23 protein-coding genes, 1 other RNA gene and 1 pseudogene are annotated in these 23,377 nt (G+C 59.2%); 15 read left to right on the top strand and 10 right to left on the bottom strand.

Features of this window, described 5'->3' with window-relative positions:
* The first annotated feature begins 668 nt into the window (after positions 1-668).
* From QKE52_RS12465 to QKE52_RS12450, 4 genes and pseudogenes are all read left to right on the top strand, one after another.
* On the top strand, positions 669-827 hold the full coding sequence (locus tag QKE52_RS12465) for a hypothetical protein (RefSeq protein WP_158010535.1): 159 nt from the start codon (positions 669-671) through the stop codon (positions 825-827).
* Positions 818-1,480: pseudogene (locus QKE52_RS12460) on the top strand (MFS transporter); the annotation flags it as partial. The gene QKE52_RS12465 and the pseudogene QKE52_RS12460, both read left to right, overlap by 10 nt.
* The gene (deoC, locus tag QKE52_RS12455) at positions 1,477-2,124 is read left to right on the top strand and encodes a deoxyribose-phosphate aldolase (RefSeq protein ID WP_070512024.1); all 648 of its coding nucleotides are present in this window, start codon (positions 1,477-1,479) and stop codon (positions 2,122-2,124) included. The pseudogene QKE52_RS12460 and the gene deoC, both read left to right, overlap by 4 nt.
* A 3-nt stretch (positions 2,125-2,127) precedes the next feature.
* Positions 2,128-3,708, top strand: a complete 1,581-nt coding sequence (locus tag QKE52_RS12450; protein WP_070717233.1) for a phospho-sugar mutase — start codon at positions 2,128-2,130, stop codon at positions 3,706-3,708.
* 171 nt (positions 3,709-3,879) lie between these two features.
* Here QKE52_RS12450 and QKE52_RS12445 read toward each other — a convergent pair whose 3' ends face one another.
* Positions 3,880-5,679, bottom strand: coding sequence for a siderophore-interacting protein (locus QKE52_RS12445; RefSeq protein ID WP_246823966.1), 1,800 nt, complete (start codon positions 5,677-5,679; stop codon positions 3,880-3,882).
* Positions 5,680-5,924: 245 nt separating this feature from the next.
* The gene (locus QKE52_RS12440) at positions 5,925-6,911 is read right to left on the bottom strand and encodes an ABC transporter substrate-binding protein (RefSeq protein ID WP_347948922.1); all 987 of its coding nucleotides are present in this window, start codon (positions 6,909-6,911) and stop codon (positions 5,925-5,927) included.
* 629 nt (positions 6,912-7,540) lie between these two features.
* Between QKE52_RS12440 and QKE52_RS12435 the strand changes: the two genes are divergently transcribed.
* From QKE52_RS12435 to QKE52_RS12420, 4 genes are read left to right on the top strand one after another with little or no spacing between them, the layout of a single operon-like run.
* Positions 7,541-7,810, top strand: a complete 270-nt coding sequence (locus tag QKE52_RS12435; RefSeq protein WP_347948921.1) for a hypothetical protein — start codon at positions 7,541-7,543, stop codon at positions 7,808-7,810.
* The gene (locus QKE52_RS12430; RefSeq protein WP_175974705.1) at positions 7,807-8,832 is read left to right on the top strand and encodes an iron ABC transporter permease; all 1,026 of its coding nucleotides are present in this window, start codon (positions 7,807-7,809) and stop codon (positions 8,830-8,832) included. The genes QKE52_RS12435 and QKE52_RS12430 overlap by 4 nt, the downstream gene beginning before the upstream one ends.
* A complete protein-coding gene (locus tag QKE52_RS12425) occupies positions 8,832-9,938 on the top strand; it encodes an iron chelate uptake ABC transporter family permease subunit (RefSeq protein ID WP_118853198.1) in 1,107 nt (368 codons plus the stop codon). Before QKE52_RS12430 ends, QKE52_RS12425 begins: the two co-directional genes overlap by 1 nt.
* Positions 9,935-10,789, top strand: coding sequence for an ABC transporter ATP-binding protein (locus QKE52_RS12420; protein WP_070512040.1), 855 nt, complete (start codon positions 9,935-9,937; stop codon positions 10,787-10,789). Before QKE52_RS12425 ends, QKE52_RS12420 begins: the two co-directional genes overlap by 4 nt.
* A 338-nt stretch (positions 10,790-11,127) precedes the next feature.
* On the opposite strand, the gene ssrA is transcribed toward QKE52_RS12420, so the two are convergent.
* Positions 11,128-11,507, bottom strand: a transfer-messenger RNA (tmRNA) gene (gene ssrA / locus QKE52_RS12415).
* Positions 11,508-11,718: 211 nt separating this feature from the next.
* Between ssrA and QKE52_RS12410 the strand changes: the two genes are divergently transcribed.
* Positions 11,719-12,990, top strand: coding sequence for a septum formation initiator (locus QKE52_RS12410; RefSeq protein ID WP_347948920.1), 1,272 nt, complete (start codon positions 11,719-11,721; stop codon positions 12,988-12,990).
* On the opposite strand, the gene QKE52_RS12405 is transcribed toward QKE52_RS12410, so the two are convergent.
* The 5 genes from QKE52_RS12405 to prfB are packed head-to-tail and all read right to left on the bottom strand — an operon-like array spanning position 12,987 to position 16,644.
* Complete coding sequence (locus QKE52_RS12405; RefSeq protein ID WP_347948919.1) at positions 12,987-13,343, bottom strand: DUF488 family protein; 357 nt, start codon at positions 13,341-13,343, stop codon at positions 12,987-12,989. The two genes, QKE52_RS12410 and QKE52_RS12405, sit on opposite strands and share 4 nt — an antisense overlap.
* A gap of 10 nt (positions 13,344-13,353) precedes the next feature.
* Positions 13,354-13,857, bottom strand: a complete 504-nt coding sequence (gene smpB / locus QKE52_RS12400) for an SsrA-binding protein SmpB (protein WP_046647497.1) — start codon at positions 13,855-13,857, stop codon at positions 13,354-13,356.
* 54 nt (positions 13,858-13,911) lie between these two features.
* Complete coding sequence (gene ftsX, locus QKE52_RS12395; protein ID WP_347948918.1) at positions 13,912-14,814, bottom strand: permease-like cell division protein FtsX; 903 nt, start codon at positions 14,812-14,814, stop codon at positions 13,912-13,914.
* Complete coding sequence (gene ftsE / locus QKE52_RS12390; protein ID WP_070700999.1) at positions 14,815-15,504, bottom strand: cell division ATP-binding protein FtsE; 690 nt, start codon at positions 15,502-15,504, stop codon at positions 14,815-14,817.
* A gap of 33 nt (positions 15,505-15,537) precedes the next feature.
* A complete protein-coding gene (gene prfB, locus QKE52_RS12385) occupies positions 15,538-16,644 on the bottom strand; it encodes a peptide chain release factor 2 (RefSeq protein ID WP_347948917.1) in 1,107 nt (368 codons plus the stop codon).
* A gap of 69 nt (positions 16,645-16,713) precedes the next feature.
* Here prfB and QKE52_RS12380 point away from each other — a divergent pair, with 69 nt between their 5' ends.
* Both QKE52_RS12380 and hisN read left to right on the top strand, forming a co-directional pair.
* Positions 16,714-17,541, top strand: coding sequence for an inositol monophosphatase family protein (locus QKE52_RS12380; protein ID WP_347948916.1), 828 nt, complete (start codon positions 16,714-16,716; stop codon positions 17,539-17,541).
* The gene (hisN, locus tag QKE52_RS12375) at positions 17,534-18,307 is read left to right on the top strand and encodes a histidinol-phosphatase (protein WP_070701006.1); all 774 of its coding nucleotides are present in this window, start codon (positions 17,534-17,536) and stop codon (positions 18,305-18,307) included. Before QKE52_RS12380 ends, hisN begins: the two co-directional genes overlap by 8 nt.
* Positions 18,308-18,437: 130 nt before the next feature.
* Here hisN and QKE52_RS12370 read toward each other — a convergent pair whose 3' ends face one another.
* Positions 18,438-19,640 (bottom strand): S1 family peptidase, encoded by a 1,203-nt coding sequence (locus tag QKE52_RS12370; RefSeq protein WP_070680304.1) that lies wholly within the window; start codon positions 19,638-19,640, stop codon positions 18,438-18,440.
* Positions 19,641-19,826: 186 nt separating this feature from the next.
* On the opposite strand from QKE52_RS12370, the gene QKE52_RS12365 reads away from it, so the two are divergent.
* From QKE52_RS12365 to QKE52_RS12350, 4 genes are all read left to right on the top strand, one after another.
* Positions 19,827-20,255 carry an NUDIX domain-containing protein gene (locus tag QKE52_RS12365; RefSeq protein ID WP_070754072.1) on the top strand — a complete coding sequence of 143 codons (429 nt, stop codon included), beginning with the start codon at positions 19,827-19,829 and terminating at the stop codon, positions 20,253-20,255.
* Between the two features lie 25 nt (positions 20,256-20,280).
* Positions 20,281-20,967 carry a DUF4232 domain-containing protein gene (locus QKE52_RS12360; protein ID WP_347948915.1) on the top strand — a complete coding sequence of 229 codons (687 nt, stop codon included), beginning with the start codon at positions 20,281-20,283 and terminating at the stop codon, positions 20,965-20,967.
* A 184-nt stretch (positions 20,968-21,151) separates the two neighbouring features.
* Positions 21,152-21,706 (top strand): hypothetical protein, encoded by a 555-nt coding sequence (locus QKE52_RS12355; RefSeq protein ID WP_158397659.1) that lies wholly within the window; start codon positions 21,152-21,154, stop codon positions 21,704-21,706.
* 95 nt (positions 21,707-21,801) lie between these two features.
* Positions 21,802-22,110, top strand: coding sequence for a hypothetical protein (locus QKE52_RS12350; RefSeq protein ID WP_158397660.1), 309 nt, complete (start codon positions 21,802-21,804; stop codon positions 22,108-22,110).
* Between the two features lie 7 nt (positions 22,111-22,117).
* Here QKE52_RS12350 and QKE52_RS12345 read toward each other — a convergent pair whose 3' ends face one another.
* Positions 22,118-23,323, bottom strand: coding sequence for a DUF418 domain-containing protein (locus tag QKE52_RS12345; RefSeq protein ID WP_347948914.1), 1,206 nt, complete (start codon positions 23,321-23,323; stop codon positions 22,118-22,120).
* Between the last annotated feature and the right edge of the window lie 54 nt (positions 23,324-23,377).

The following is a 23,377-nucleotide window of genomic DNA, read 5'->3' as shown; positions in this document are numbered from 1 at the left end:
GCTAGCAACGCGAGAGAATGACATCCGCCGCCACAGCGAAACCGGAATATGGCGCTCCAGAGAATCCCCAACAAAGGGAGCGAGCCCGAATCCCAAGAGAATAGCTGTAATTACGAACCCCACGGCATTCGCACCAGTTTCATTCGCCACAACATTCAGCCCTAGCACGGCTGTGATAGTCCCAGCGAAAGCGATCACTTCTACCCCCTTTAAAGGAACTCAAGAAAGCCTGCTAGCGGTTTCACGCTTCTTTCTCTATTCAGAACCCCCCTGACGCTTCCCGCCAGACAGCTGTTACCCAAGCTTAGCCACCAAAACGGTCTCGATACAGCATTCCCCTCGGTGAACACTCATGCTATTTGTGGAGCCGTCGGGGCTTGATTGGGGGGCTTTTGTGGGACTGGTGTGGGACTAGTGGGGTGTTTTGTGGGACTAATGCGGGACACGGGTGGCCCTACCTGCACGCACCGGACATGCGCCATTACTGCAGGCCAGGGATACAAAACGAGAAGAAGCCCCAGCTAGAACGTTATCTAGCTGGGGCTTTCCGGTGGAGCCGCCGGGGACTGAACCCCCACACCACAACACAGCAGGTCACAGGCGCAATTCAAGAAATAAGGACGGGAAAATTCCCTAATCCTTCCCTAATAGCACCAGGAAAGGCAACCATGACCACCCCACAAACCACCACCAACCCGGCACGCCGGAGTACCGGCACGCCACGCTTGCGGCACCTCATTCACCACATCGAACCACACGGAGTAATCCACACTCTATGCGGCCAACGCCTCTACAAGAATAAGGGTGCCACCACCGGGGCGTCGTAGGCTTCATCATCCACATCGGCCACGCCAAGCACCCCGTGGTCACCCCGGAGTTCTTTACTAACGGCCGCTATGTGTGGACCATCCTCATGGTCTTCTTCGTCTACTCCACCCAGATGGGCTTCATTTTCCTGCTGCCATTTGCCGCACATGACCTGCACGGCATGAACATCGATAAGGCCTCCCTGCTGATGATCCCGGGCTATATTTGCGCCATCCTCATTGGTATTTTCTCCGGCAAGATCGGTGGCGTTTTGTCCTCTCGCGCCACCATCTACACCGCTTTCGCCCTTGTCGCCGGCGCGCTGGTGGCGGCCGCGCTCTTCGTGCAGCTTCACGTCGCCGTACTCATCCTGGCCATCGTGGCCTTTGCCTCCGGCTTTGCGCTGATGTACGCCCCGCTGGTCAATACCGCACTGCGCAATATCACCGCCACCAAGTCCGGCATCGCGATTGGCTTTTATAACCTGACCATCAATATCGCCATCCCACTGGGCATTGCCTATACGGCAAAGCTGCAGGACCTCACCAGCTATAACACCGTGCTGTGGATCCTCGCGGCAGTCGCCGCCATCGGTATTGCCCTGTACGTCGTCTCTGACCTCAAGATGGCCCGTTCCGAATCCCGCCTAACCCGCTCAGGAGAACAATTATGACTTCCCGCACCGACGTTGCTTCCATCATCGACCACACCCTGCTCAAGCCGGAGGCCACCCCGGAGCAGTTCCGCGCCTTGGTCAATGAGGCGGCCGAGCTAGGCACCTACTCCGTCTGCGTTTCCCCGTCCGCCCTGCCCATCGAGGTTCCAGAATCCATGCACATCGCCACCGTCGTGGGCTTTCCCTCCGGTGCCGTAAAGCCGGAGATTAAGGCCGCTGAGGCAGCCCGCGCGGTTGCTGATGGCGCCGAAGAGGTGGACATGGTCATCAATATCCCCCTGGCCATCGAGGGCCGCGCCGAGGATCTGCAGGCCGAAATCCAGGCCGTGCGCGATGCCATCCCTGGCAAGGTGCTCAAGGTCATCATCGAGTCTGCCGCGCTTTCCGACGACGCCATTGTCCTCGCCTGCAAGGCCGCCGCAGCCGCCCAGGCGGACTTTGTCAAGACTTCCACCGGTTTCCACCCCGCCGGCGGTGCGTCCACCCACGCGGTCACGCTCATGCGCGAGACCGTAGGCGACGCTCTCGGCGTTAAGGCATCCGGCGGCATCCGCAGCGGCAAGGATGCACTGGCAATGATCGAAGCCGGCGCTACCCGCCTGGGGCTGTCTTCCTCCGCCAAGATCCTCGAGGAGCTTTAAGCCATGCCCGCACACACGAACTTCGATGTCGACTACGCCCGCACCTGGGCCGAACACGATCCGGATGCGGACACCGCCCGCCAGGTACTGACGTGGATCGAGGAAGGCAATTCCGAAGAACTCGCCGCGACCTTCGCTGGCCCCTTGAACTTCGGTACCGCGGGCCTGCGCGCCGCCGTGGGGGCGGGCGAATCCCGTATGAACCGCGCCGTGGTCATCCGCACCACCTACGGGCTTATCACCTGGCTCAACCAGCAGGTCGATGCCCCGGTCGTCGTCATTGGCTGCGATGCCCGCCACGGTTCCGCGCAGTTCCAGCGCGATGCCGCCCAGGTCATCTCCGCCGCCGGCGGTAAGGCCCTGGTTCTGCCTGCACAGAACCCGACCCCACTGACGGCTTTTACGGTTCGCTCCTTGGGCGCAGATGCCGGCATTATGGTCACCGCCTCCCACAACCCTCCAGCCGATAACGGCTACAAGGTGTACTTGGGCGGCCGCATCGCCACCGGCCCAGGCGAGGGCGTGCAGCTTATTTCTCCGGCAGACTCCGAAATTGCCGCCGCTATCGCTGCGGCTCCCTATGCCGACGAGGTTGCGCTTTCTTCTGAGCGCATCGAGGACGTCGATACCCGCGAGGACTATCTCGACCGCGCCGCCCAGCTAGTCGGTGACAATACCGATATCACCATCGCGCTGACCGCCATGCACGGCGTGGGGGCCGAGCTCGGCAAGGAACTGCTTTCCCGCTGTGGCTTCCGCGTCTCGCTGGTGCCCGAGCAGGCCGAACCCGACCCTGACCTCCCTACGGTGTCCTTCCCCAACCCGGAAGAACCCGGCGCCTTAGACCTTGGAATCAAGCACGCTGAGGAGATCGATGCCGATATCCTTATCGCTTATGACCCAGATGCTGATCGCTGCGCCGCCGCCGTCCCCACGGCGGAAAACTCTTGGCGCCAACTAAGCGGCGACGAAACCGGTGCCCTCCTGGGCGATTACCTTGCTCGCCGCGGCGCTACCGGTAACTTCGCCAATTCCCTGGTCTCCTCCCGCCTGCTCGGGCGCATCGCCGCGCACTACGGTCTCGGCCATAAGGAAACGCTTACCGGTTTCAAATGGATCGCCCGCACCCCAGAGCTATCCTTCGGCTATGAAGAGGCCATTGGCTTTTGCCCCGATCCCGCCGCGGTCAGCGACAAAGACGGCATTTCTACTTCCGTCGTACTTGCCAGCCTTGCCGCTGAATGCAAGGCCGCTGGAACTAGCTTGCTAGGCCGCTTGGAAGAAATCTACGCCACGGTTGGCGCCCTGCACACGCAGCCGTTGACCTTCCGCGTAGAAGACTTGAGCCTCATTGCTCAAGCAATGGAGAAGGTCTCCGCGAACCCACCGACCGAGCTTGCTGGCTCCCCTATAACCAAGGTGGAAAAGTTCGCCCAAGGCTCGAAGTTCTTCACCGACAACGATGACCGCGTCATCGTCCGCCCCTCCGGCACTGAGCCCAAGCTCAAGTGCTACCTCGAGTCTCCCGACGCCGATCGCCTCGATGCCATCGCCGCCGATCTGCGCGAGTACTTCGGGCTCTAAGCCGCCACGCTCTACGCTTTAGCCGCTGCTGCCCTCGGATTCTCTTTCACAGGGACAGCAGCGGCTTTTATCCGGCATGAACCGCAGCATAGACACCGTGGTTCCTTCGGCATTTTTCTTTGACCTCAGCCAGGGTGTCGACTACACGAGGGAAACCTCAGCAGTTCCTCTTTAGGATTTCGCCTCTGCCTCAAGAACGAAAAGGCGTTTACCCCAGCCAACAGCCGTGGTGGAGGCAATAAAAGCGCCGTTGTCAGCGACAGCAGCGTTGATGTCTTCCTGAGTCGGTATCTTGGTGCCGAACATGGAAAGCCTCACCATGTCCTCTTCATAGGAATGCTCATCTCCGCCTACCGTATCGATAACCTCGGTAAAGATATAAACCCGCCGGAACGTATCCTTACTTATTGCACGGTTTAATTGGTGAGCTACTTCCTCGCTACCAAAGACACCCCAGGGATCGATGAAAACTACATCAGTTGCCCACACATAGTCCACTTCAGTGGGATAAAAACCGCTTCCCTCGCCATTCGTCTCGCATCGTGCACGAGAGGTTACTGCGATTTCCTGTAGCACCGCTTCCGAGGAAGCATCACTGATAATACGGCTCTGGGCATGCTCCCATCGTCGGAGTATTTCATCTGCATATACCGCGCCTCCCTGGCCAATGATGAGAACGCGAGCGGTTTCATCTAAATACTGCTGTAGTGCCTTAGCTGCCGAAGGAGCAGTCCACCCAGCGCTCACATTCTTTTGCTCAAAGCGTTCGGCCACGAGTTGTGGGTCACGGCTAACATACTCTGACCACGGCAATCCCTTTTCCCCTTGAGGTGCTGACTCACCGGTACGAAGACTGTACTCAAGTCGCATCAGCGCCATCGCCTCAAGATGCGCAGGCCCGCTTAACCAGCGCACCGCATTTGAATCTGGGTCCGCCAGTTCCATTCCCATTGCAGTCAACGTGAGGGCGTTCCCGCTGATTTCGACGAGTTGAAGAGCGGCCAAGTAACGGACAAATCTTCCCAAAGCCTCCTCGTGAAGTTCTGCCGCAACAGCAAGGGCAGGGACTGTGTTGGCACCCGCATCGATTTCTTGAAATAGTCCTAAACGTACTGCAGTGCGAAGCGCAAAGGCCGAGTTCAACTCAGCTAAATCATGGATATTATGCAAAACACTATTACTACTGCTCGATGCGTTTCCTTTGCCGTGTTTCGGGTTAGTACGCCGCCAGTAGCCCGTGATTTCTTGATGCTCAGGGGTAATTCCGGAAGCTTTAAACAAACGGCGCAGCGGTTTTAGCCGAGAAGCTTCCCCTGCCGCCCATACGTATCCTTCGCCATCAGGCAATAATGAAGGAGAAGTAGCTTCAAAAAGCGCCCTAGTCTTTTCCACGAAGTCCTCACCCCGTTCGCGTACCGCCCAGTGGACCTGTACTGAATCGGAAATGTCTAAGCTCTGAATATCAGCGCTCGTAGGAACCTCTATCACCGCAATCGCAGGGTGCCCGCACGGGAGTGATTCTACGCAGCGGCCAATTGCCGGGAGCGCAGTCTCATCTCCTGCCAAAAATAGCCAATCGGTATGCGTAGGTAACTGTGCACAAGACTTCGGACCTGCCACAAAAATGGCGTCACCTATTCGAGCGTTCTGTGACCAGTTTTCTGCTAGGCCCTCACCGTGGCGCGCGAAATCTATTGCTAACCGCTGGTTAGCAGCGTCAAAGTGGCGGACTGTGTATGTCCGGAATAGATTTTTGACAGCTTCTGGCCACAGTAGGTTGCCATCTTTTTGGGCGATTGGGTGCGGCCTTTCTCCAGTTTCCGGATCCGGGAAGATCAGCCGAACGTCGTCATCAAAACCATTGCTTAATAATGCAGGAACGGAAATACCATCGTGTTTGTGCTCCTGGAGTTGCTCTCCGCTGAGCGTAATGCGCCGCATGCATGGCGATATATCTTCGACATTTTGCACATATAATTCCCGGTAAGAGATTGGATAAATTTCTCTACCTCGACTGTTTCTGGGCATAGTTTTAACCATTCCTTTTGGTCAAGTTGATTTTTATTTCGTTGCCGGAGAGGCAAGAACGAACTCACCACTTCCTTGGACTTCATCACCTAAAACAACGCCTTCCGATAAATCGGAAGGCGTTCATGACTACCTGCTGCAACGGAGTGAGCCCCTTCTAGCAGGTATCAGGGTTGTGCGGGCCTTGACTACTTTCCAACCTTTTCCAGCGTCGGCATCGTCTTATCCAATACCCAAGCTCGACTCAAGCTCGTCGGGTTGTTAAGTCCGGCGACGACGGCTGAATCACCAGCGAGAGTCGCATCGGCTTTCACCTGTGGCAAATCTTTGTATCCCGGAATATTTTCAACCTCTTCGATTGAGCCGTCGCGGTTATAAATAACCATGAAATCAGCGGCTAGGTAGGAAACATTTTCCGGGGAAAGCGTGACGCGGCCACTATTATTAGCTGGGACGGATCCGTCCGTCAGCTTGTCCGGGAACTTCATGCCCAGATCGTAGATGAAGGAAGCACCCGGATCCTCAGGGTCAGCAACGGCGCCAAAGGAGCCTTGGGCGAACTGGGAAACAACGCCGGTTTTACCGGAGAGGTTAGGCAATTTTTCCTTTGCGTCGGAGAAACGCTTCTGATCCTCTTCAATAGCTTTCTTCGCTTCGGATTCCTTATTGAAGATCTTGCCCAAAGCTTCTAGCTGAGATTCCCAGCCAATTCCCTCACCCTTATCGGAGATTCCGCCGAGAGTCGGTGCGATTGCAGACAATTCCTTGTAATTAGCCTCGGAAATTGTCCAGTAGTCGCCAACGATGAAGTCGGGTTCGATTGCCGCGATTTGTTCCTGGGGCAGAGTCTTGAAGTCTGTCTGATCGATCACCTTGACGCCATCGAGCTTGGCCTCGCGCCAAGGCGAGTTCTTGTCTATTCTATGCTGCACAACGGCAGCTGGTTTAATTCCAAGTTCCAGCAGGTTATCAACGGCCGTTCCTACGGCAACCACGTTTTGCGGGTTGACCGGATACGTGTCCGTTCCCCGTGCGTGCTCAATGGTCACGTATTCTGCAACCTCGGAGGTTGTTGCCGCTTCATCGATTGAATCGTTCGACGAGCAGCCCGACAGAACTAATCCGGCACAGATAGCGGCAGCAATGAATGACCGCGCACCTCTTTTTACTGACATCCTTTATCCTTAAAGTCGGTTTCCTCAAGCTACCTTTCAGCTCTTTTCATCAGAATTTTCGGTAGACCCGAAGGTAACTTTTAAGTTAGGTTAGCATTACCTATGCCACGTTGCAATAGTTTATTCTAGTTATTGATCTATAGTTATTACCTACCTAAAGGGGTATACCTTCACCCTTTCGCACAACGACAGGGGCGATATCAGACAGCTACTTGTATGCATTTTCATCAATGTCCGAGGACACGGTCACGATAAGTTCTGGATCGTCTTTTCGATACGCGGAGTATCGCCCTCGATTCTGTCGTTATGCCGAATGCCGACGCCAGCGGCGTAGCCGCATTTACGCCAATCCCTAATCTCCAGCAACTTATTTTGAACGCCCCTTAAGTAAATGAAGGCTTACCTTACTTTAAGTGGTAATATGTTTTCCCATGATTGACAACCACCCCCAGCAAAAGTCTGAGCCACAACTCGGCCGAAGCTCCCCTCCCCTTCCAGAGGTGGCAAGTACCCGATCGCGGAGGAACGATCCTGTGGGCACGTCGGGATATATGGAATTTTGTCAACCGCACTGGGACGAATTCACCGTTACGCACCTCTCCCGCCCCCACAACTTAGGATTTCCCATCGTGATCGATATGGCAGAGATGACCGGTCATGAGCGTCTCTCGTCCTTCTTGGGCCATCGGGTCACAGCACCCTTGGATCTGGACTCGGAGCTCCTCATGGTTTCGTCCGGGCCAGACTACCGAAGCACCAGCGCCTACTGGGCACTCTTTAGGGCCTACTTCACGGACATCGGAAAGCAGCAGTGGGCAGGCCAACAGGCTCGGTTATGTGGTCGCCTGCAGCTAGGTGCGGGCTGGCAGCCACTGCAGGGATTGGAGGCCACGCTATGAGTGTGCGCACTACCCGCCTACTGGGCCTAGGGGTACTGTTCCTACTGGTCCTCGGCGGCACGATCTGCAGTTTGCTGTACGGTGCCCGTTCCATTCCTGCGGAGGATGTGTGGGCCGCGCTGCGGGATCTCCCAGGGGCGAGCGGCTCCCAAGACGAAGTTCCAACCAATCAACGCGTAGTAGCCGAGCTGCGGCTACCGCGCACCCTGCTGGCCATTATGGTGGGGGCGGCACTGGGAGTGGCCGGTGCTCTCATTCAGGGCCATACCCGCAATCCCCTGGCAGATCCGGGAATCCTAGGTGTCAGCTCCGGCGCTGCCCTGAGCGTTGTGGTCAGCTTCGCTCTGTTTGGCATCACCGCCCCGTGGGCCACCGCAGTAGTAGCCTTCCTCGGCGCGATCGCAGCCACTGCACTAGTCTTCGGCCTAGCCTCCGCAGGCAAAGCAGCAGTGGACCCTTTGACCTTAGTACTGGGCGGAGCCGCACTGTCGGCGGTATTAAGCGCCATTACCAGCGCATTCGTTCTCACCAATGACAATAACCTGGATCGAATGCGCTTTTGGACCGTCGGTTCCCTTGCCGGTCGGGATATGAACATTGCACTAGGCATCCTGCCGTTTATAGTGCTGGGACTGATCCTGGCGTTTGCCACCGGCCCACAGTTGAACATCTTGAACTTAGGCGACGACGTGGCCGCAGGACTCGGCATCAACACCGCGGCCGCAAGACTTGGCGGCATGGGCATCATCGCACTGCTGGCCGGGGCGGCCACGGCTGCAGCGGGCCCGCTGGGCTTCATTGGTCTGGTAGTGCCCCACATTGTCCGGGCTCTCACAGGCCCAGATTACAAGTGGATTTTGCCTTACTCTGCACTGGCCGGCGCGGCACTGTTGCTGTGTGCGGACGTAGTGGGCCGCCTCATCGCCCGCCCCGGGGAGCTCCAAGTGGGCATCGTATTGGCCTTCGTTGGCGCGCCGTTCTTCCTCGCCTTAATCTCTCGGAAAAAGGTGATGACGCTGTGATACGACATAACAAGGCTGTACAGGATAAACAAAGCACTTCGTGGCAGATGCCGGGCAGGGTGCCATTCCGAGCTGGGCCAATCTCCTTTCTCTGGCGCCCGCGGGTGGTGCTGGTGTGTCTTATCGCCACAGCGCTCATTGTCTTTTTAGGAGCACTCTCCATCGGACTGGGCGACTACCCTATTTCCGTCCCCCGAGTACTACAGGTGATCTTTCATGGGGAAGGATCCCGCGTGGAAAAACTCGTGGTCCTCGAGTGGCGCATGCCTCGAGTAGCCACAGCCATCGCGGTCGGCTGCGCACTGGGACTTTCTGGAGCGCTAACCCAGACGGTCACCCGGAACGCGTTGGCCAGCCCCGATATCCTCGGCATCACCACGGGCGCCTCTGCCATGGCCGTAACGGTCATCGTGCTCGGCGGTGGCGGCAGCGGCTTCGCCGGCTGGCTCGCTGGAATTGGGATTCCCTTGGCCGCGTTTCTGGGCGCGATACTGAGCACCACGGCTATCTGGGCGTTGGCTTGGCGGCGCCACGCGGATTCCTACCGCCTCGTACTCGTGGGCATCATCATTACCGCGCTGCTAAGTTCCTACATCAATTTCCTCATGGTCCGCGCGGAACTGCGGGATGCCAGCCAGGCACAGTTCTGGCTCACCGGGTCCCTGGCCAAGTCGGAGTGGAATACCACCATCCCCATGGTCGCCCTTGTGATTGTATGCGCCCCGTTGCTGGCTTGGATCTCCCACCAAACGCTGGCCACCACTCTGGGACCCGATCTAGCCCGAGCGCTGGGCCAGCGAGTCAACGGCGTGCAGGTGGCAATGCTGGCGTTGGCCGTAGCGCTAGCTGCGGTAGCTGTTTCCGCTGCCGGCCCCATCGGATTCATCGCCTTTGTAGCGCCTCAAGTAGCCCTTCGGATGTGCGGCGTACCCAGTCCCCCGCTTGCGGCGTCGGCTCTTACCGGCGCAGTACTGTTACTAGGTGCGGACATCGTGACCCAAACTATTCTGCCGGTGGAACTTCCGGTGGGTATTGTCACCTCCGCGCTGGGCGGTATCTTCCTCATTTACCTACTCGTTCAACGCACTAGGAGCACAGACGCATGACCTCCCCCATACCTCAGTCAAGCGCAGACCAACCGAATACCACCAGTAGCGTGGTCGCTTCCTCGGTCACGGTAGGCTACGGCCAGCGCACCATCATCCGCGATCTCAACGCCACGTTCCCAGCGGGAAAAATCACCACTATCGTGGGGCCCAACGGGTGCGGTAAATCGACCTTGCTGCGTGCCATGTCCGGACTGCTCGACCTCGATACAGGGACCGTATATGTAAATGGACAAGATATCTCGGCCATCAAGCGCAAGGACGTCGCCCGAAAACTGGCAGTGTTGCCCCAATCACCCGTGGCACCTGAAGGCCTGTTGGTCTCCGATCTGGTAGCCCGCGGTCGGCACCCGCACCAAGCATGGTTCCGGCAGTGGTCCTCTACCGACGAGGAAGCAGTCTTCGCGGCTCTAAGCCAGACCGGTTCTGCAGATCTTGCGAGCCGTACGTTGGATGAGCTTTCCGGAGGCCAGCGCCAGCGGGCGTGGATCTCCATGGTGCTAGCGCAAAACACCGACATCCTCTTCCTAGACGAGCCGACCACTTACCTTGACCTGGCTACCTCCGTGGACATCCTCGAACTTGTCGATAGCCTGCGTCAGAAACTAGGAAGAACCGTAGTAATGGTGCTGCACGATCTAAACCTGGCGGTGCGCTACTCCGATTACCTTGTGGTTATGAAGGAAGGCCAGGTAATAGCTTCCGGCCCACCCGCCGATATCATCACCGCAGAGCTGCTGCAGCAGGCTTTTGATCTGCGGGCACGGGTGATCGAGGATCCGGAGACTGGAGATCCGCTCATCGTTCCACTCAGAATGAAGCGCCCTGGGTTTAGTTCCTCCCTCAGCTAAGGATTCCTCCGCTAGCCAACCTTCCGCATCAATCTTTGAGGGGAAGGAATGCCCAGGGCGGTGAAACGCACCATCCGGCCCGGTGTATTCCGCATAGACGCGCTTGCCCTTAACCGACACCTTGCCGAATTCCCGGCGCGTGCGCTCAGCCTTCCTCCGTGCCATTGCCACACCTTCCACAACGAGGGACTAGGGACTAGGGAAACGTTCCCTATTCATTCCCTAATCAGAGTCATTTAGTGGCAACTCGTGGCCACCTGTGGCAACACAGTATCATGCCAATGAACTGCACAGATACAGCAAATCCCCCGGTGAACGCTCACCAGGGGAAATGCTATCTGTGGAGCCGCCGGGAATTGAACCCGGGTCCTTCGTCACCTCGCCAGGGCTTCTCCGTGCGCAGTCTGCACAGGATCTCTACTCGGCCCTCCGGCTCGGGCAAACTCGCTCCGGATGATGGGCCCAGTTGCTCTCAAAGTCCCCGACCGGCCGAACAACAAACCGGTCAGGCAAGTTCCTTAGTCGATGCCAGGATCTAGGTCAGGAACCAAACCTAGGCTGACAGACACGCGTCGCTGTAATTAGGCAGCGAGGGCGTAGTCACGCTGAGAGTTCTTCTCTGCGTTTATTGGTTGCTACGACGCTTAACGGTGGTCTCTAGCCTGCACCGGCACGCTTCCCCTGGCTCAATGTACGAAGTCGAAACCAAGTCGACCCCTCATTTACACATTGCTGTGAAAGCTGCGCAGAACGCATCTTTATGCGCCCTACGGTCTGTTCAACGCTACTGCACCTGCCCCTATTCCCGCAAGCTTCACCCCAGGCCACATGAGGCATAGCTTTCATAAGCACCCCCTTGTGATTAGCATCAACTTAAACGCTGTTAAGGTGTGTGAGTCCGATACTCCTACTTTGTTAAAGGCTGCAAAGTGAGCACACATACCGAAACCACCAGTTCCCCGGAAGACGCTAAACGCCCAGCAAGCAACACCGAATGGGCCATCTCGCTCTTCGGCACCGCCGTGGGCGCCGGCATTTTGTTCCTCCCCATCAACGCCGGCAGCTTCGGCTTCTGGCCCCTTCTCGTGGCCACCCTTCTCATCGGCCCGATGACATACTTCTCCCACCGCGGACTCGCCCGCATGATTTGTGCGTCACCTCGCCAGGGTGAGGACATCACCGCAGTGGTCACGGACTATTTCGGCAAAAGCGCAGGTTTTATCATTTCGGTGGTTTATTTCTGCGCCATCTTCCCCATCGTCCTGATTTATGGCGTGTCGATTACCAACACGGTTAACAGCTTCATCGTCAACCAGCTGAATGGACCAACGTTTCCGCGCCCGCTTCTCGCGTTCGTTCTCGTGGGCTTTATGACCATCGTCTTCGCCTTTGGTCAACGCATCGTGCTCGCCGTGACGCAGTTTCTGGTCTACCCGCTGATCTTCTGCCTCGGCGCGCTGTCCATCTACCTCATCCCGCGCTGGGATATCGCCTCCTTCATGGAGGTAGGCAACAATGATTGGCGCATCGTCGGCTCCGTCGCACTGATCATCCCCGTGCTGGTCTTCTCCTTCAACCACTCCCCCGCGATTTCCCAGTTCTCCTTGGCCATGGTTGCCGCACACGGCCGCGAAAAGAGCTCCGAGAACGCCTCGCGCGCGCTGGCGCTGACCGCCATTCTGCTCACCGTGTTCACCATGTTCTTCGTGTGGTCCTGCACGCTGACCCTCGGCGCGGACGGCCTCACCGAAGCCCGCGAGCAGAACTTGCCGGTTCTGTCTTACCTGGCCAACGTCACCGGTGTTCCGGTCTTGGCCTTCCTCTCCCCCATCATCGCGATGATTGCCATCATCTCCTCCTACTTCGGCCACGTCCTGGGAGCTACCGAGGGCGGCAACTTCCTGTTGCGCAGCGCCGCTCCGCGCGCCACAGCGAAGCTCTCGGAGAAGCAGCTCAACTCCGTCATGCACGGCATCATTTTCGTAGCGGCTTGGATCGTCGCCATCATCGATCCTTCGATCCTGGGCCTCATCGAGGCCATCGGCGGCCCCTTCATCGCCTCGATCCTCTACCTGCTGCCGATGTATGCCATCCACCGCATCGATGCTCTCAAGCAATTCCGCGGCCGCCCCAGCAACGTGTTCGTTGTCGTCACCGGCCTCATCGCCGTGGGCGCCACCATCTGGGGACTATTCGTCTAGCTTTCCTCTAACCACGCCTTCAACACAGTGGCGTGGTTGATCTCGCGGTCTTTGGCGGCGAAAAGAAGGGTGACGTCGCCAGCCGCAGCAAGCTGGCGTAGTTCTTCCAGCTCTTCGCCGTCGTTCTCGTCGAGCTCCGCACGGTAGCGCCGGGCAAATTCCTCGAAGGTGTCAGCCTCGTGCCCCCACCACTTACGCAACCCCGGGCTGGGCGCGACATCCTTGAACCAGTGGTCATACGAGAGACGTTCTTTGGCCACGCCACGGGGCCAGAGCTTATCGACGAGCACCGCTACCCCGCGCGGCTTTTCATCACTCCGAATAACGTCATGAACCTTGGCCGTATAAATCATGGCTCCCAGGTTAGGCGTTGATCCCCTTTACGCGGCGCCCGAGCTCGCGGGTGATGTCGCGGTCCTGGTCACGGCGCTTAATCGCCTCACGCTTGTCATAGTCCTGCTTACCCTTGGCCAAACCAAGCTCGCACTTGGCGCGGCCATTCTTCAGGTACACCTTGAGCGGGATGAGCGTCTTGTTGCCATCGCGCACCTGGCCCATGAGCTTGTCGATTTCCCGGCGGTGCAGCAGCAGCTTACGTGTGCGCTTGGGTGAGTGGTTCGTCCACGTACCCTGGGAATACTCCGGGATGTGGAGGTTGCGGATGTAGACCTCGCCGTCGTCGATGGTGGCGAAGGCGTCTGCCAACGAGATCTTGCCTTCGCGCATCGACTTAATTTCGGTGCCCACGAGCACCATGCCGCATTCTAGGGTGTCGAGAATGGTGTAGTCGTGGCGGGCACGTCGGTTGGTGGCCAAGGTCGAGTTATTGTCGACGGCCGCCTTTTTCTTCTTTGCCTTCTTCGCCATAGTTCGGACTATATTACGCTACTGCCAGGCACAACCTACAACGGGCCTGTTGACCTATGTCCGCACGTAGGCGCGCATGGTCACCTGCGCGGTCAGCGCAGCGCACAGGATTGCCACGAGCCCCACGATGGGCAGAGCCGTCCACACGTCCCCAGACGTCACTGGGGCCAGCAGCTGGTTGTGGTACAGGTCCTTCAGCGCGGGATCGATCACGGTGTTCTTTCCCACGATGACGCCGACCCCGGCGAGGATGACACCGCCGAGTGCGCCAAGGACAGCCTCCATAATGAAGGGCGCGTGGGTAATCCACCGCGAGGCACCGACCATGCGCATGATCGCGGTCTCCCGCTGGCGCTGGTAAGCGGCGATCTGCACCATGTTCGCAATCAGCATGATGGCGGCCAACGCCATGACTGCAGCGAGGACGAAGGTAGCATTCCGGATGGCGTCGAGGTTGCCCGCGGCGCTGCGCACCTCCTCCTGCTGGTCGATGATGTCGCTGACGGCGGGGTCGGACGCGATGGCGTCGATAGGCGCGGTATCCGTCGGATCCTTCAGCCGCACGTGGAAGGCCGCCGGCAGCGCATCCGGGGAGGTTTCCTCAACCATGACCGGATCGGTTTCCTTGAACAGTTCCACGAAGCGCTCATAGGAATCTGCACGATTGCGGTAGCTCACGGACTCGATGTCTTCATCCGCCTCCAGCTTCTTCTTCAACCCGGCGCAGGCGGAGTCCTTACACTCCGGATCATTGGCAGAGATATCCTCATTGAGCTGGACCATGACCTCGACGCGCTCGAGATAGATGTCTTTGGTCTCGTTGGTCATCTGGGTCACCAGAACACCGGCCACCACCAGGGCCACCGAAATGGCCGTGGTAATCACCATGGCGATGGTCATGGTGATGTTACGCCCTAGCCCTTTGAAAGCTTCCCTGAATACAAAGCCCAGATTCACCTAGACCGCCTCCCCGTACATCGCGTTCTTCTCATCGCGCACCAGCGTGCCGTTGTGCAGCTCAATGACGCGCTGGCGGGCCTCGTTAACCGCGCGCGCGTTGTGCGTCGACATCACGACCGTCGTCCCGCGCCGGTTAATCTTGGTGAGCAGAGACATGATCTCCGCGGCGGTGGAAGGATCGAGGTTGCCTGTGGGTTCGTCGGCAAGCAGCAGCTTGGGACGGTTGACAAAAGCCCGCGCAATCGCCACGCGCTGCTGCTCACCGCCGGAGAGCTCATGCGGCATGCGGTGCTGCTTGGCACCGAGGCCGACCATGTCGAGGACCTCGGGGACCTGCTTGGCAATCCGCGCCTTGCGTTTGCCGATGACCTCCAAGGCAAAAGCCACGTTGTCATAAACGTTCAGCTTGGGCAGCAGGCGAAAGTCCTGGAAAACGTAGCCGATGGACTGACGCAAGCGGTTGACCTCGCGGCCCTTCAGCGTGTTGACGTGGAAGTCCCCGAAATAAATATCCCCCGAGCTGACATTGGTTTCGCGCACCATGAGCTGGAGGAAGGTCGACTTACCGGAGCCGGAGGGTCCGATGAGGAAGACGAATTCTCCGTCTTCTATCTCAAAGGACACCTTGTCCAGCGCGGGCCTCGTGGAGGTCGAATAGACCTTGGACACATTCTCGAAAGTGATCACTTAAGCCACATTAGCAACATTTGTTACTCGGGCCTAGGACTCCTGCTGCGCCATGCGCCACCGGATCCCGGATTCCAGGAAGCCATCGATATCCCCATCCAATACCTTGGAAGGGTCTCCTACTTCATAGTTCGTGCGCAGATCCTTGACCATCTGGTACGGGTGCAGCACATAAGAGCGCATCTGATTACCCCAGGAGGCATTGCCACCCGCGCCCAGGGCATCGAGTTCCGCGCGCTCCTCCTGGCGCTTGCGCTCCAGCAGCTTCGCCTGCAGCACGCGCATGGCAGAGGCCTTGTTCTGGATCTGGGACTTCTCGTTTTGACAGGTCACCACGATGCCGGTCGGGATGTGCGTCAGGCGCACCGCCGAATCCGTCGTGTTGACCGACTGACCACCAGGGCCCGAAGAACGGTAGACATCCACGCGCACCTCCGAATCCGGCACCTCGATGGAGTCGGTCTGCTCCACCACCGGAAGCACCTCGACCTCAGCGAAAGAGGTTTGACGGCGGGCTTGGTTATCGAAAGGCGAGATACGCACGAGGCGGTGCGCGCCCTGCTCCACGGAGAGCTGGCCATACATGTATTCACCGTGCACCACGAAGGTGGCCGACTTGATGCCGGCTTCTTCGGCATAGGAGATGTCGTAGACATCCACCTTGTGGCCGTTCTTCTCCGCCCAGCGCGTGTACATGCGCATGAGCATTTCCGCCCAGTCCGCGGCATCCACGCCACCGGCACCGGAACGGATGTTGATGACCGCCTCGCGCTGGTCGTACTCACCCGAGAGCATGGTGGTCACCTCGAGCGATTCGATGGCGGCGCCGAGCTCCTTCAACTCTGTGTCGACGAGTTCCTGAGAGGCCTCATCGCCTTCTTCTTCCGCCAGCTCCGCCATCACCGGCAGATCCTCAATCCGCCCGCGCAGGGACTGTAACTTGCGCAGCTTTGCCTGCTGCGCCGACAGCTCCGAGGTCACCTTCTGAGCATGGTCGGGGTCATCCCACAGCGACGGGTCCCCCGCCTGGGCCTCGAGCTCGCGCACGCGCTCGGACACCGCCTCCGGGTCCATCACCTTTTCAATGGAGGTCAAAGTGGCGCTGAGTTCCTCAAGTCGTGCTGTTTGTTCCGGACGCATAGCCCCCTACTCTACTTATTCTTTCTCCCTGATTAGCCATCGGCCGCGTTTAGCGCGACAATAGGCGGCATGAGTGACCAGCCAAGCCTCACCGAGATGATCGATGCCATCATCAAGACCTTCATCGTTGCCCACGCGGACGATACCGACGCCCACCTTGCCCAGGCGCTTGTCTATAACGCCGGCCGCCTGGCCTGGCGCCTGCGCGAGCAGGGAGTAGACATCGAGCAAAAGACCTCCGTCTCCGATGTCGTCACCGACGCCGACTTCGCCGCCGAGCGTTTCGTCGCCGGTGTGCTCGAGGCCCTGCGTGGCGAGGACGGCATCGTGGGCGAGGAGGGCGCGAACCGCGAGTCGAAGTCCGGCCGCACGTGGGTCATCGACCCCGTCGACGGCACCTACAACTTCGCCTCGGGTTCCGACTATTGGTGCTCTGCGCTCGCGCTTGTCGACGCTGAAGGGGTCATCCTCGGCGCCGTCCACCGCCCCGCCATGGGCTATACCTGGTTCGGCGGCCGCGACCACGCCACGAGCCTGGACGGCAAGGACGTCGCCAAGCTCAGCGATGCCCCCGCCGACAAGCTGTGCCTCTCGACGTACCTGCACCCTACGTCCATGACCGACCCGAACATCGCCGCCGCCTGGGAGAAGGTGGCACCGCACTTTGCCACCGTGCGCATGCTGGGGGCGGGTTCCGTGGATCTCTCCTGCGTGGCGGATGGCACGTGGGGTGCCTGGATGCAGCACTCGGTCAAGGACTGGGATTGGTATCCAGGTCAGGCGCTAGTGCTGGCCGCGGGCGGCGCGGCGCGCAAGGTTGAGGCCGGCGGTGTGGAATGGTGTATCGCGGGTAATAAACAGGTAGTTGATCAGATGGAGGAATGGCTTCGTGGGTAAGTACAAAGAAGACCTCGGCCTGGCGCTGGAGATGGCAGGCCACGCGGACGCCATCACGATGCACCGCTTTGAGGCTGCGGACCTGTCCGTCAAGGAAAAGCCGGACATGACCCCGGTCTCCGATGCGGACCTGGCCTGCGAAAAGGCCATCCGTGAGGCGCTCAAACGCTCCCGCCCGCGCGATGAGGTGCTGGGTGAAGAGTTTGGTGGCGAGGCCTGCTTCGAGGGCCGCCAGTGGGTTATCGACCCTATCGACGGCACGAAAAACTTCGTCCGCGGCGTTCCCGTCTGGGCCACCCTCATCGCGCTACTGGAAGACGGCGAGCCGGTGGTCTCCGTCGTCTCCGCCCCCGCCCTGCGCCGCCGCTGGTACGCAGCCAAGGGCGGCGGCGCCTACCGCGTCTTCGGTGGCGAACCGAAGCGCCTACGCGTTTCCGAGGTCTCCAAACTGGAGGATGCCTCCCTGTCCATGAGCTCCTTGTCTGGGTGGCAGCCGAACCGCGACGCTTTCATCTCATTCACGGACAAGGTCTGGCGTTTGCGCGGCTACGGCGACTTCTGGAATTACTGCCTTGTGGCCGAAGGTGCCGTCGACATCGCTGCCGAACCCGAGGTTTCGCTGTGGGACCTGGCTGCCCCGGCACTGCTCGTAACCGAGGCCGGTGGACGCTTCACCAACGTCCGCGGCGAAGACGGCCCCCACGGCGGCTCGGCGCTTGCCTCCAACGGCAAGCTTCACGACGCCGCCCTCAGCGCCCTCTCCTAGCGCCGTGCGGCGCCGCACGCCGGCGTCATCCCCCAGCGCCGGCCTGCAAACCGCACTCCGCAGGTCATTTCGATCAAATAAGGCCCCAGATCGTTAACGATCTGGGGCCTTAAATGTTAGAAACGTACTTCTAGTTCTCCGGAATCGTGAATCCGGAACCCACGCCCTCGCGGCGGTTCAGGTCCGCGATGATGGCATCGGTGTTGGACACGACCGTCGGGTTGTGCAGCGCACCCTGCCACGGAGTGCGGCAGGACGGCAGCCCCGGAATCAGACCACGGGATACCGAGCCAACAATGCGGCCATTGTGGAAGACCGGCGCACCGGAATCTCCAACCATGGCGCACACCTGGTTGATGGTGATCTTCTGGCTGTGCTGGAAGGTCATGCCACAGGTGCGGCCGGTAGCCACGCCGCGCTTGCAGGTGATGTCACCCGGCTGGGTGGCCCCACCAATCCCGTACGCGGTCACACCGTTGTAGCTGCGAGTCACCTCTGCCTGGGAGCCGAACTCGATGAGCGAGTAGTCCAGCTGCGCGTTCTTGGACACCACGGTGCCGGTGGGACCTACCTGCCAGGAATCCGCCGAAGACACCGGATCACCCACGTTGCCGCAGTGACCGGCAGTAATCCCGACCTTGCGGCCTTCAGCATCCGTGCCGGCAGCCGTCAGCGTGCACATGGTGTCCTCACGGATGTACAGCGGGGTACCCGGGCCGTACAGCGACTTGCCTTCAGTCATCGCAACATTAGATTCCTCGGGAATCTGGGGCGCATCGTAGAAGGAGCCGGGTACCCGGTGCAGAACATAGTCCGCGTGCGGTTTACCGGCCGCAATCTTGGAGAACAGGTCGTTCTTCCACACGTAGTTCGGATCAGTACCCTGGGGCACGAACTCCGGCTGCGTGGCCTCCTCCAGCAACCCGATGGGAGTCGGGTTCGTCAGCGGTTCACCCGTGATGGCATCAGCGCCGGCATAGTCCTGCTGCTCGGACGGGGCCGGCAGCTGCGTCTGCAGGTTCGCCTGCTCCGCGACGCGCTGCGCCGCAGGAGAATTCACGGCTCCTTCGACCGCCTTGTTCACATCCTTCGATGCCGCTGCGGCAGCCCCGTTGACGGCGGTGTCGACGGCGTCGGTCAGCGCTGCGTCCACTGGCTTGGTCTCGATGCCTACGGACTTCAGGTCCGCGCGCACTTGGTCAACAAAACCAGCCGAATCGATCTCCGGGATGGTGGGGAGCTCCTGGGCACCCGCCGCTGGGTTACCCAGGAAGAACGCACCTGCGAAAGCCGAGCCCACGAGGACTTTCTTAAGGTGCGGAATTTTTCGCATTGAGCAATTCCTCTTTCACTTCTTCTCGTATTGGTCTATAAGACCTACCCATGATGGCACGCGCATCGAAGCGGCCGTTTCTAACGTGTGAGACTGTGTCCAACCCGTTACATTACTGACAGTTTTCGGGTGCCCCCTCTCTTCTTTCACCGCCTCCCCGCCCCGGCGCGGCCCTACTATGGAGGCATGTCTGAGACCTCCAATTCTCCTTCACCCGCTGCAGACATTGAGGAAATTGTCGCCGTTGTCCTACGTGATACCCACGGCCGCGTGCTAGTCCTCCGCATCACCTCCACCCCAGAATTCGTCCTGCCTTTCGGCTCCATCGATGACATGATCAATCCCGCCCGCGCGGCCCAGCTCATCGCTCACGAGGCCATACGTGCCGTGGTCGATATGTCCAAACTGCGCCGGCTTGCCACCTACATCTCCCCGGCCGCCAACGACGCCCCACAAACTATCCACGCACACGTCTATGTCTACGAAGAAGAAATCTCCGTGGCACACCCAGATAAGGAGATCGCTGAGCTGGCGTGGGTCGATCCCGCCGCCCCGGACGTCACTATCGCGCCATTACTTAGGGAGAGGGTATTCCCCGCCTTGCAGGAACTCTAGGTCCATAACGTCTAGACTCCCCACCATGATTACGCAGCGACTACTCCCCGTTCTCGCCGCCGATTCCCTTGCCCTTGCGCTGGCCGGCTGCGCCACCGATGACAGCACCGACGCCACGCTTTCCGACGTCTCCCCTACAACCACCCAGGCCGCCGACGCCGAATCCGGTGCTCCAGCACCCGCGGCTCCGCAATCGTCCGCGGTCGATGCTCCGGCTCCAGAGGACTCCCAGCCTGCGGCAGGCGACGACGCTGAATCGACTCAGAACACCGACCCGGCCGCAGCTGGCAACGAATCCTGCGCAACGGCCCAGCTCGATATCGGCCTAGCCAACGAGCAAGGCGCGGCCGGTTCACTTTTAGCGGACATCACCTTCACCAATACGTCTTCCGAGCCCTGCACCTTGCACGGCTTCCCCGGTGTTTCCGCCGTCGCCAACGACGACGGCACCCAGCTTGGCGCTGCCGCCGTGCGCGAAACCGGCAAGGAAGCAACAACCGTCACGCTTCAGCCCGGCCAGTCGGCCCGCGCGGGCCTCAAGATGACCAACGTTGGCGTCCTCGACCCCGCTTCCTGCCAGCCCCAGACAGCCGACGGCTTGCGTGTGTACCCACCCGGCGAAACCGCCAGCGCTTTCATCCGCGCCGAAGGCCTCGAAGGCTGCGCGGGCGATGCGAATTACCTTTCCATCCAGCCCGTCGCCGCCGCCTAAAGCCCACCCCCGGGGGGATTCGAAAATAGACCTTTCAACGTAACTGGCCGCAAATCATGAAACTCACGCCCCTCAGGTAACAAGCCTTAAAGTTGATCCCCCAAGCTATTGCACAGCAATCACACAGGGGGCATTATAAATCTGCCACATACTGGCAAATTCTCTTCTCTCTCAAGGAGCTGTCATGCCCAACCTCAATCGGATGATCCAGGCCTTGCCGCAACTTGTTGCTGCAATCATCGCAATCATTACTCTCATCACTGGTGCCGCTTCCACACTAGGAAGCTCGAAGCCAAGCACCCCACCCGCAACGGAGCAGCGAATCGGGGACGAGTTCATCGACCCAGATTTCTTCCTCGGTGGCTATAAGGTTGATTTTGTCAAATCAATCACTGTCGCTGGAAAACCAATCCAAGGCAACGCGGCTCGTGCAACCGCAAATGCAAACGGCGATGCATCTGTCGCCCGCGATTTTCTAGATAGGCACAACTACAAGACACTGACCTTCAACGCCGCCTGGGACGAAAACGTCAAGCGCGACCCATCAGCACAACAGGCTGTGATCAAGGTCTACCTTGGCAGAGCCGAGAACGAGTATGCAAAGACCTACGTTGTTAGGCCTGGCGAAAGCATCAGTGCCGGCCCGATTAATATCAGCGGTCTCGAGTACGTCAGTATCCGAATCGTTTCCCCGGGTTCCAAGGGTGTTTCGATCTACAACGCACGCCTCCACCGCTAGCCGCTCAATTCCCCGGTGACCCAGAACTAGTTGGTTCTGGGTCTTCTCTCTTTCCAGCACAACGTAACCGGTATCAGCGGTCTACACTCGCGGCCATGGAATCAAAGACGCTGACATCGCTGGTGTTTGGGAATGTTGTGCTGGAATCGCAGTTGACGAAGACGATTATCGTCGTTTATTCGGACGACATGCGGTCGTGGTACTTCCGTCCCAGTCCCTATACGGAACTCAAGGTGCCGCTCGACGAACTGCAGGGGAAGCTGAGCAGAGAACGCGCGGAGCTTATCTCAGAGCGCATTTTTGATAACGTCAAGCTGGAGCTCGAGGAGAGCTACCCCGGAGGCGTCGACCGCGCCCAAAAGGAGCTCTGCGGTTGGCTCCTGTGTGAGGAATCAGCCGCTTAAACCAACATCAGGCCGGTGTACGTGCTGATTTAGGCTCGATGCGGCCCGTTGGACCGTACGCCAGCCGGCGATGTGCCCACTCGAATGGACCGGGCTTGCCCCAAGCCTCAAGCAGAGCGGCAAGAAGCAGCGTGAGAACAAAGACCAACAGACCGATTCCTAACTTGCCGCTCACCGAAGCATCCGCACCTAGCCCGAAGCCAGCTGGGGTAACCAGAATGATGAAGAAGACCGACTGCGCAATGTAGCCGGACATCGAGCGCTTGCCTAGCGCCACGAAAGCATAGGCCCACCCGGGGACCCAGTTGTCGAATCTCTCCGTGAGCAGTGCCAACACTCCCAGGATCCCCGGACCGGTAAGGAAACCGAAAGCTTGGTTCAGCATGAAGAACACCGGTTCCAATTCGGCTGGCAGGACACCAGCGGCAGTAAGACCCCACGGAAGCCCCACAAAGACGATGACCATACCTGCAATAACAACCCAGGTGATGAGAGTGCGGCGGTGTGCAGAAACGTTGGCCAGCACGCCCTCCCGCGCCCAGATGTACCCGATGAGCAAAGCGCCTACTAGCCCCACGAAGGCGACGGGGATCTGCCCCAAGGCGGCAACCTCACCGCGCAGGTTGCGGGCAAAGTAGTCGCCGAAGGTAACAAGGTCAGCGGTCATCGGCCGCGAACTGGGCAGAGGATTGAAGTAGCCAAAATAGGCTCCAAGCGCACCTGAACCAGCGAAAACCGCATATCCGCCAAAGAACCAGTAGGCAATGCGCCGCAGCGTGCGCGTCGAAAGCGTAAAGCACCACGCCAGGGCGATGCCCATGAGGCCATAGACCAGCATGATGTCGCCGTCGAAAAGCACGAAGCCATGCGCCAGACCAAACAGCGCCAGCAATCCGTAGCGGCGGATGAGCACGCGCCGTGATTCTTTAGTGGTGTAGCCCTTGCGCTGCAGGCTGGCCGCAATAAGACCAATTCCGAATCCCAGCAGCATGCAGAACATGGGCAGGCCTCGCACACGTACAAACATGCCGGTGAACACCGCGGAGAAAATGTCTAAAGTGCTGCTGGGGCGCACACCGCCCACGGTGGAGCTGGGCCCCAAGGACCTCTCGTTCACAATCCAGCTCTGCACAGCATTCGCCATGGCAATCCCCAACAGCGCCGTGCCACGCGCTAAGTCGGGAACGATAAGGCGTTGCTGTTTCTCCTGCATACACCCTATTTTACTCTTCTCAAGCATCATCTAAAGGCCGTTTGACTAGGCTAA

It is taken from the genome of Corynebacterium sp. c25Ua_47 (genome assembly GCF_039907205.1).
Lineage (GTDB): Bacteria > Actinomycetota > Actinomycetes > Mycobacteriales > Mycobacteriaceae > Corynebacterium > Corynebacterium hiratae.
The sequence above is the reverse complement of the archived record's forward strand: the minus strand, read 5'-3'. Positions and strand labels throughout refer to the sequence as shown.

Excerpts from the sequence above, each read along its gene's own strand:
- deoC (WP_070512024.1), top strand. The coding sequence starts at position 1,477 with ATGACTTCCCGCACCGACGTTGCTTCCATCATCGACCACACCCTGCTC.
- QKE52_RS12430 (WP_175974705.1), top strand. The coding sequence starts at position 7,807 with ATGAGTGTGCGCACTACCCGCCTACTGGGCCTAGGGGTACTGTTCCTA.
- QKE52_RS12355 (WP_158397659.1), top strand. The coding sequence starts at position 21,152 with ATGCCCAACCTCAATCGGATGATCCAGGCCTTGCCGCAACTTGTTGCT.
- QKE52_RS12380 (WP_347948916.1), top strand. The coding sequence starts at position 16,714 with ATGAGTGACCAGCCAAGCCTCACCGAGATGATCGATGCCATCATCAAG.
- QKE52_RS12465 (WP_158010535.1), top strand. The coding sequence starts at position 669 with ATGACCACCCCACAAACCACCACCAACCCGGCACGCCGGAGTACCGGC.
- QKE52_RS12370 (WP_070680304.1), bottom strand. The coding sequence starts at position 19,640 with ATGCGAAAAATTCCGCACCTTAAGAAAGTCCTCGTGGGCTCGGCTTTC.
- prfB (WP_347948917.1), bottom strand. The coding sequence starts at position 16,644 with ATGCGTCCGGAACAAACAGCACGACTTGAGGAACTCAGCGCCACTTTG.
- QKE52_RS12450 (WP_070717233.1), top strand. The coding sequence starts at position 2,128 with ATGCCCGCACACACGAACTTCGATGTCGACTACGCCCGCACCTGGGCC.
- QKE52_RS12420 (WP_070512040.1), top strand. The coding sequence starts at position 9,935 with ATGACCTCCCCCATACCTCAGTCAAGCGCAGACCAACCGAATACCACC.
- QKE52_RS12405 (WP_347948919.1), bottom strand. The coding sequence starts at position 13,343 with ATGATTTATACGGCCAAGGTTCATGACGTTATTCGGAGTGATGAAAAG.
- QKE52_RS12440 (WP_347948922.1), bottom strand. The coding sequence starts at position 6,911 with ATGTCAGTAAAAAGAGGTGCGCGGTCATTCATTGCTGCCGCTATCTGT.
- smpB (WP_046647497.1), bottom strand. The coding sequence starts at position 13,857 with ATGGCGAAGAAGGCAAAGAAGAAAAAGGCGGCCGTCGACAATAACTCG.
- QKE52_RS12365 (WP_070754072.1), top strand. The coding sequence starts at position 19,827 with ATGTCTGAGACCTCCAATTCTCCTTCACCCGCTGCAGACATTGAGGAA.
- QKE52_RS12345 (WP_347948914.1), bottom strand. The coding sequence starts at position 23,323 with ATGCAGGAGAAACAGCAACGCCTTATCGTTCCCGACTTAGCGCGTGGC.
- QKE52_RS12350 (WP_158397660.1), top strand. The coding sequence starts at position 21,802 with ATGGAATCAAAGACGCTGACATCGCTGGTGTTTGGGAATGTTGTGCTG.
- QKE52_RS12360 (WP_347948915.1), top strand. The coding sequence starts at position 20,281 with ATGATTACGCAGCGACTACTCCCCGTTCTCGCCGCCGATTCCCTTGCC.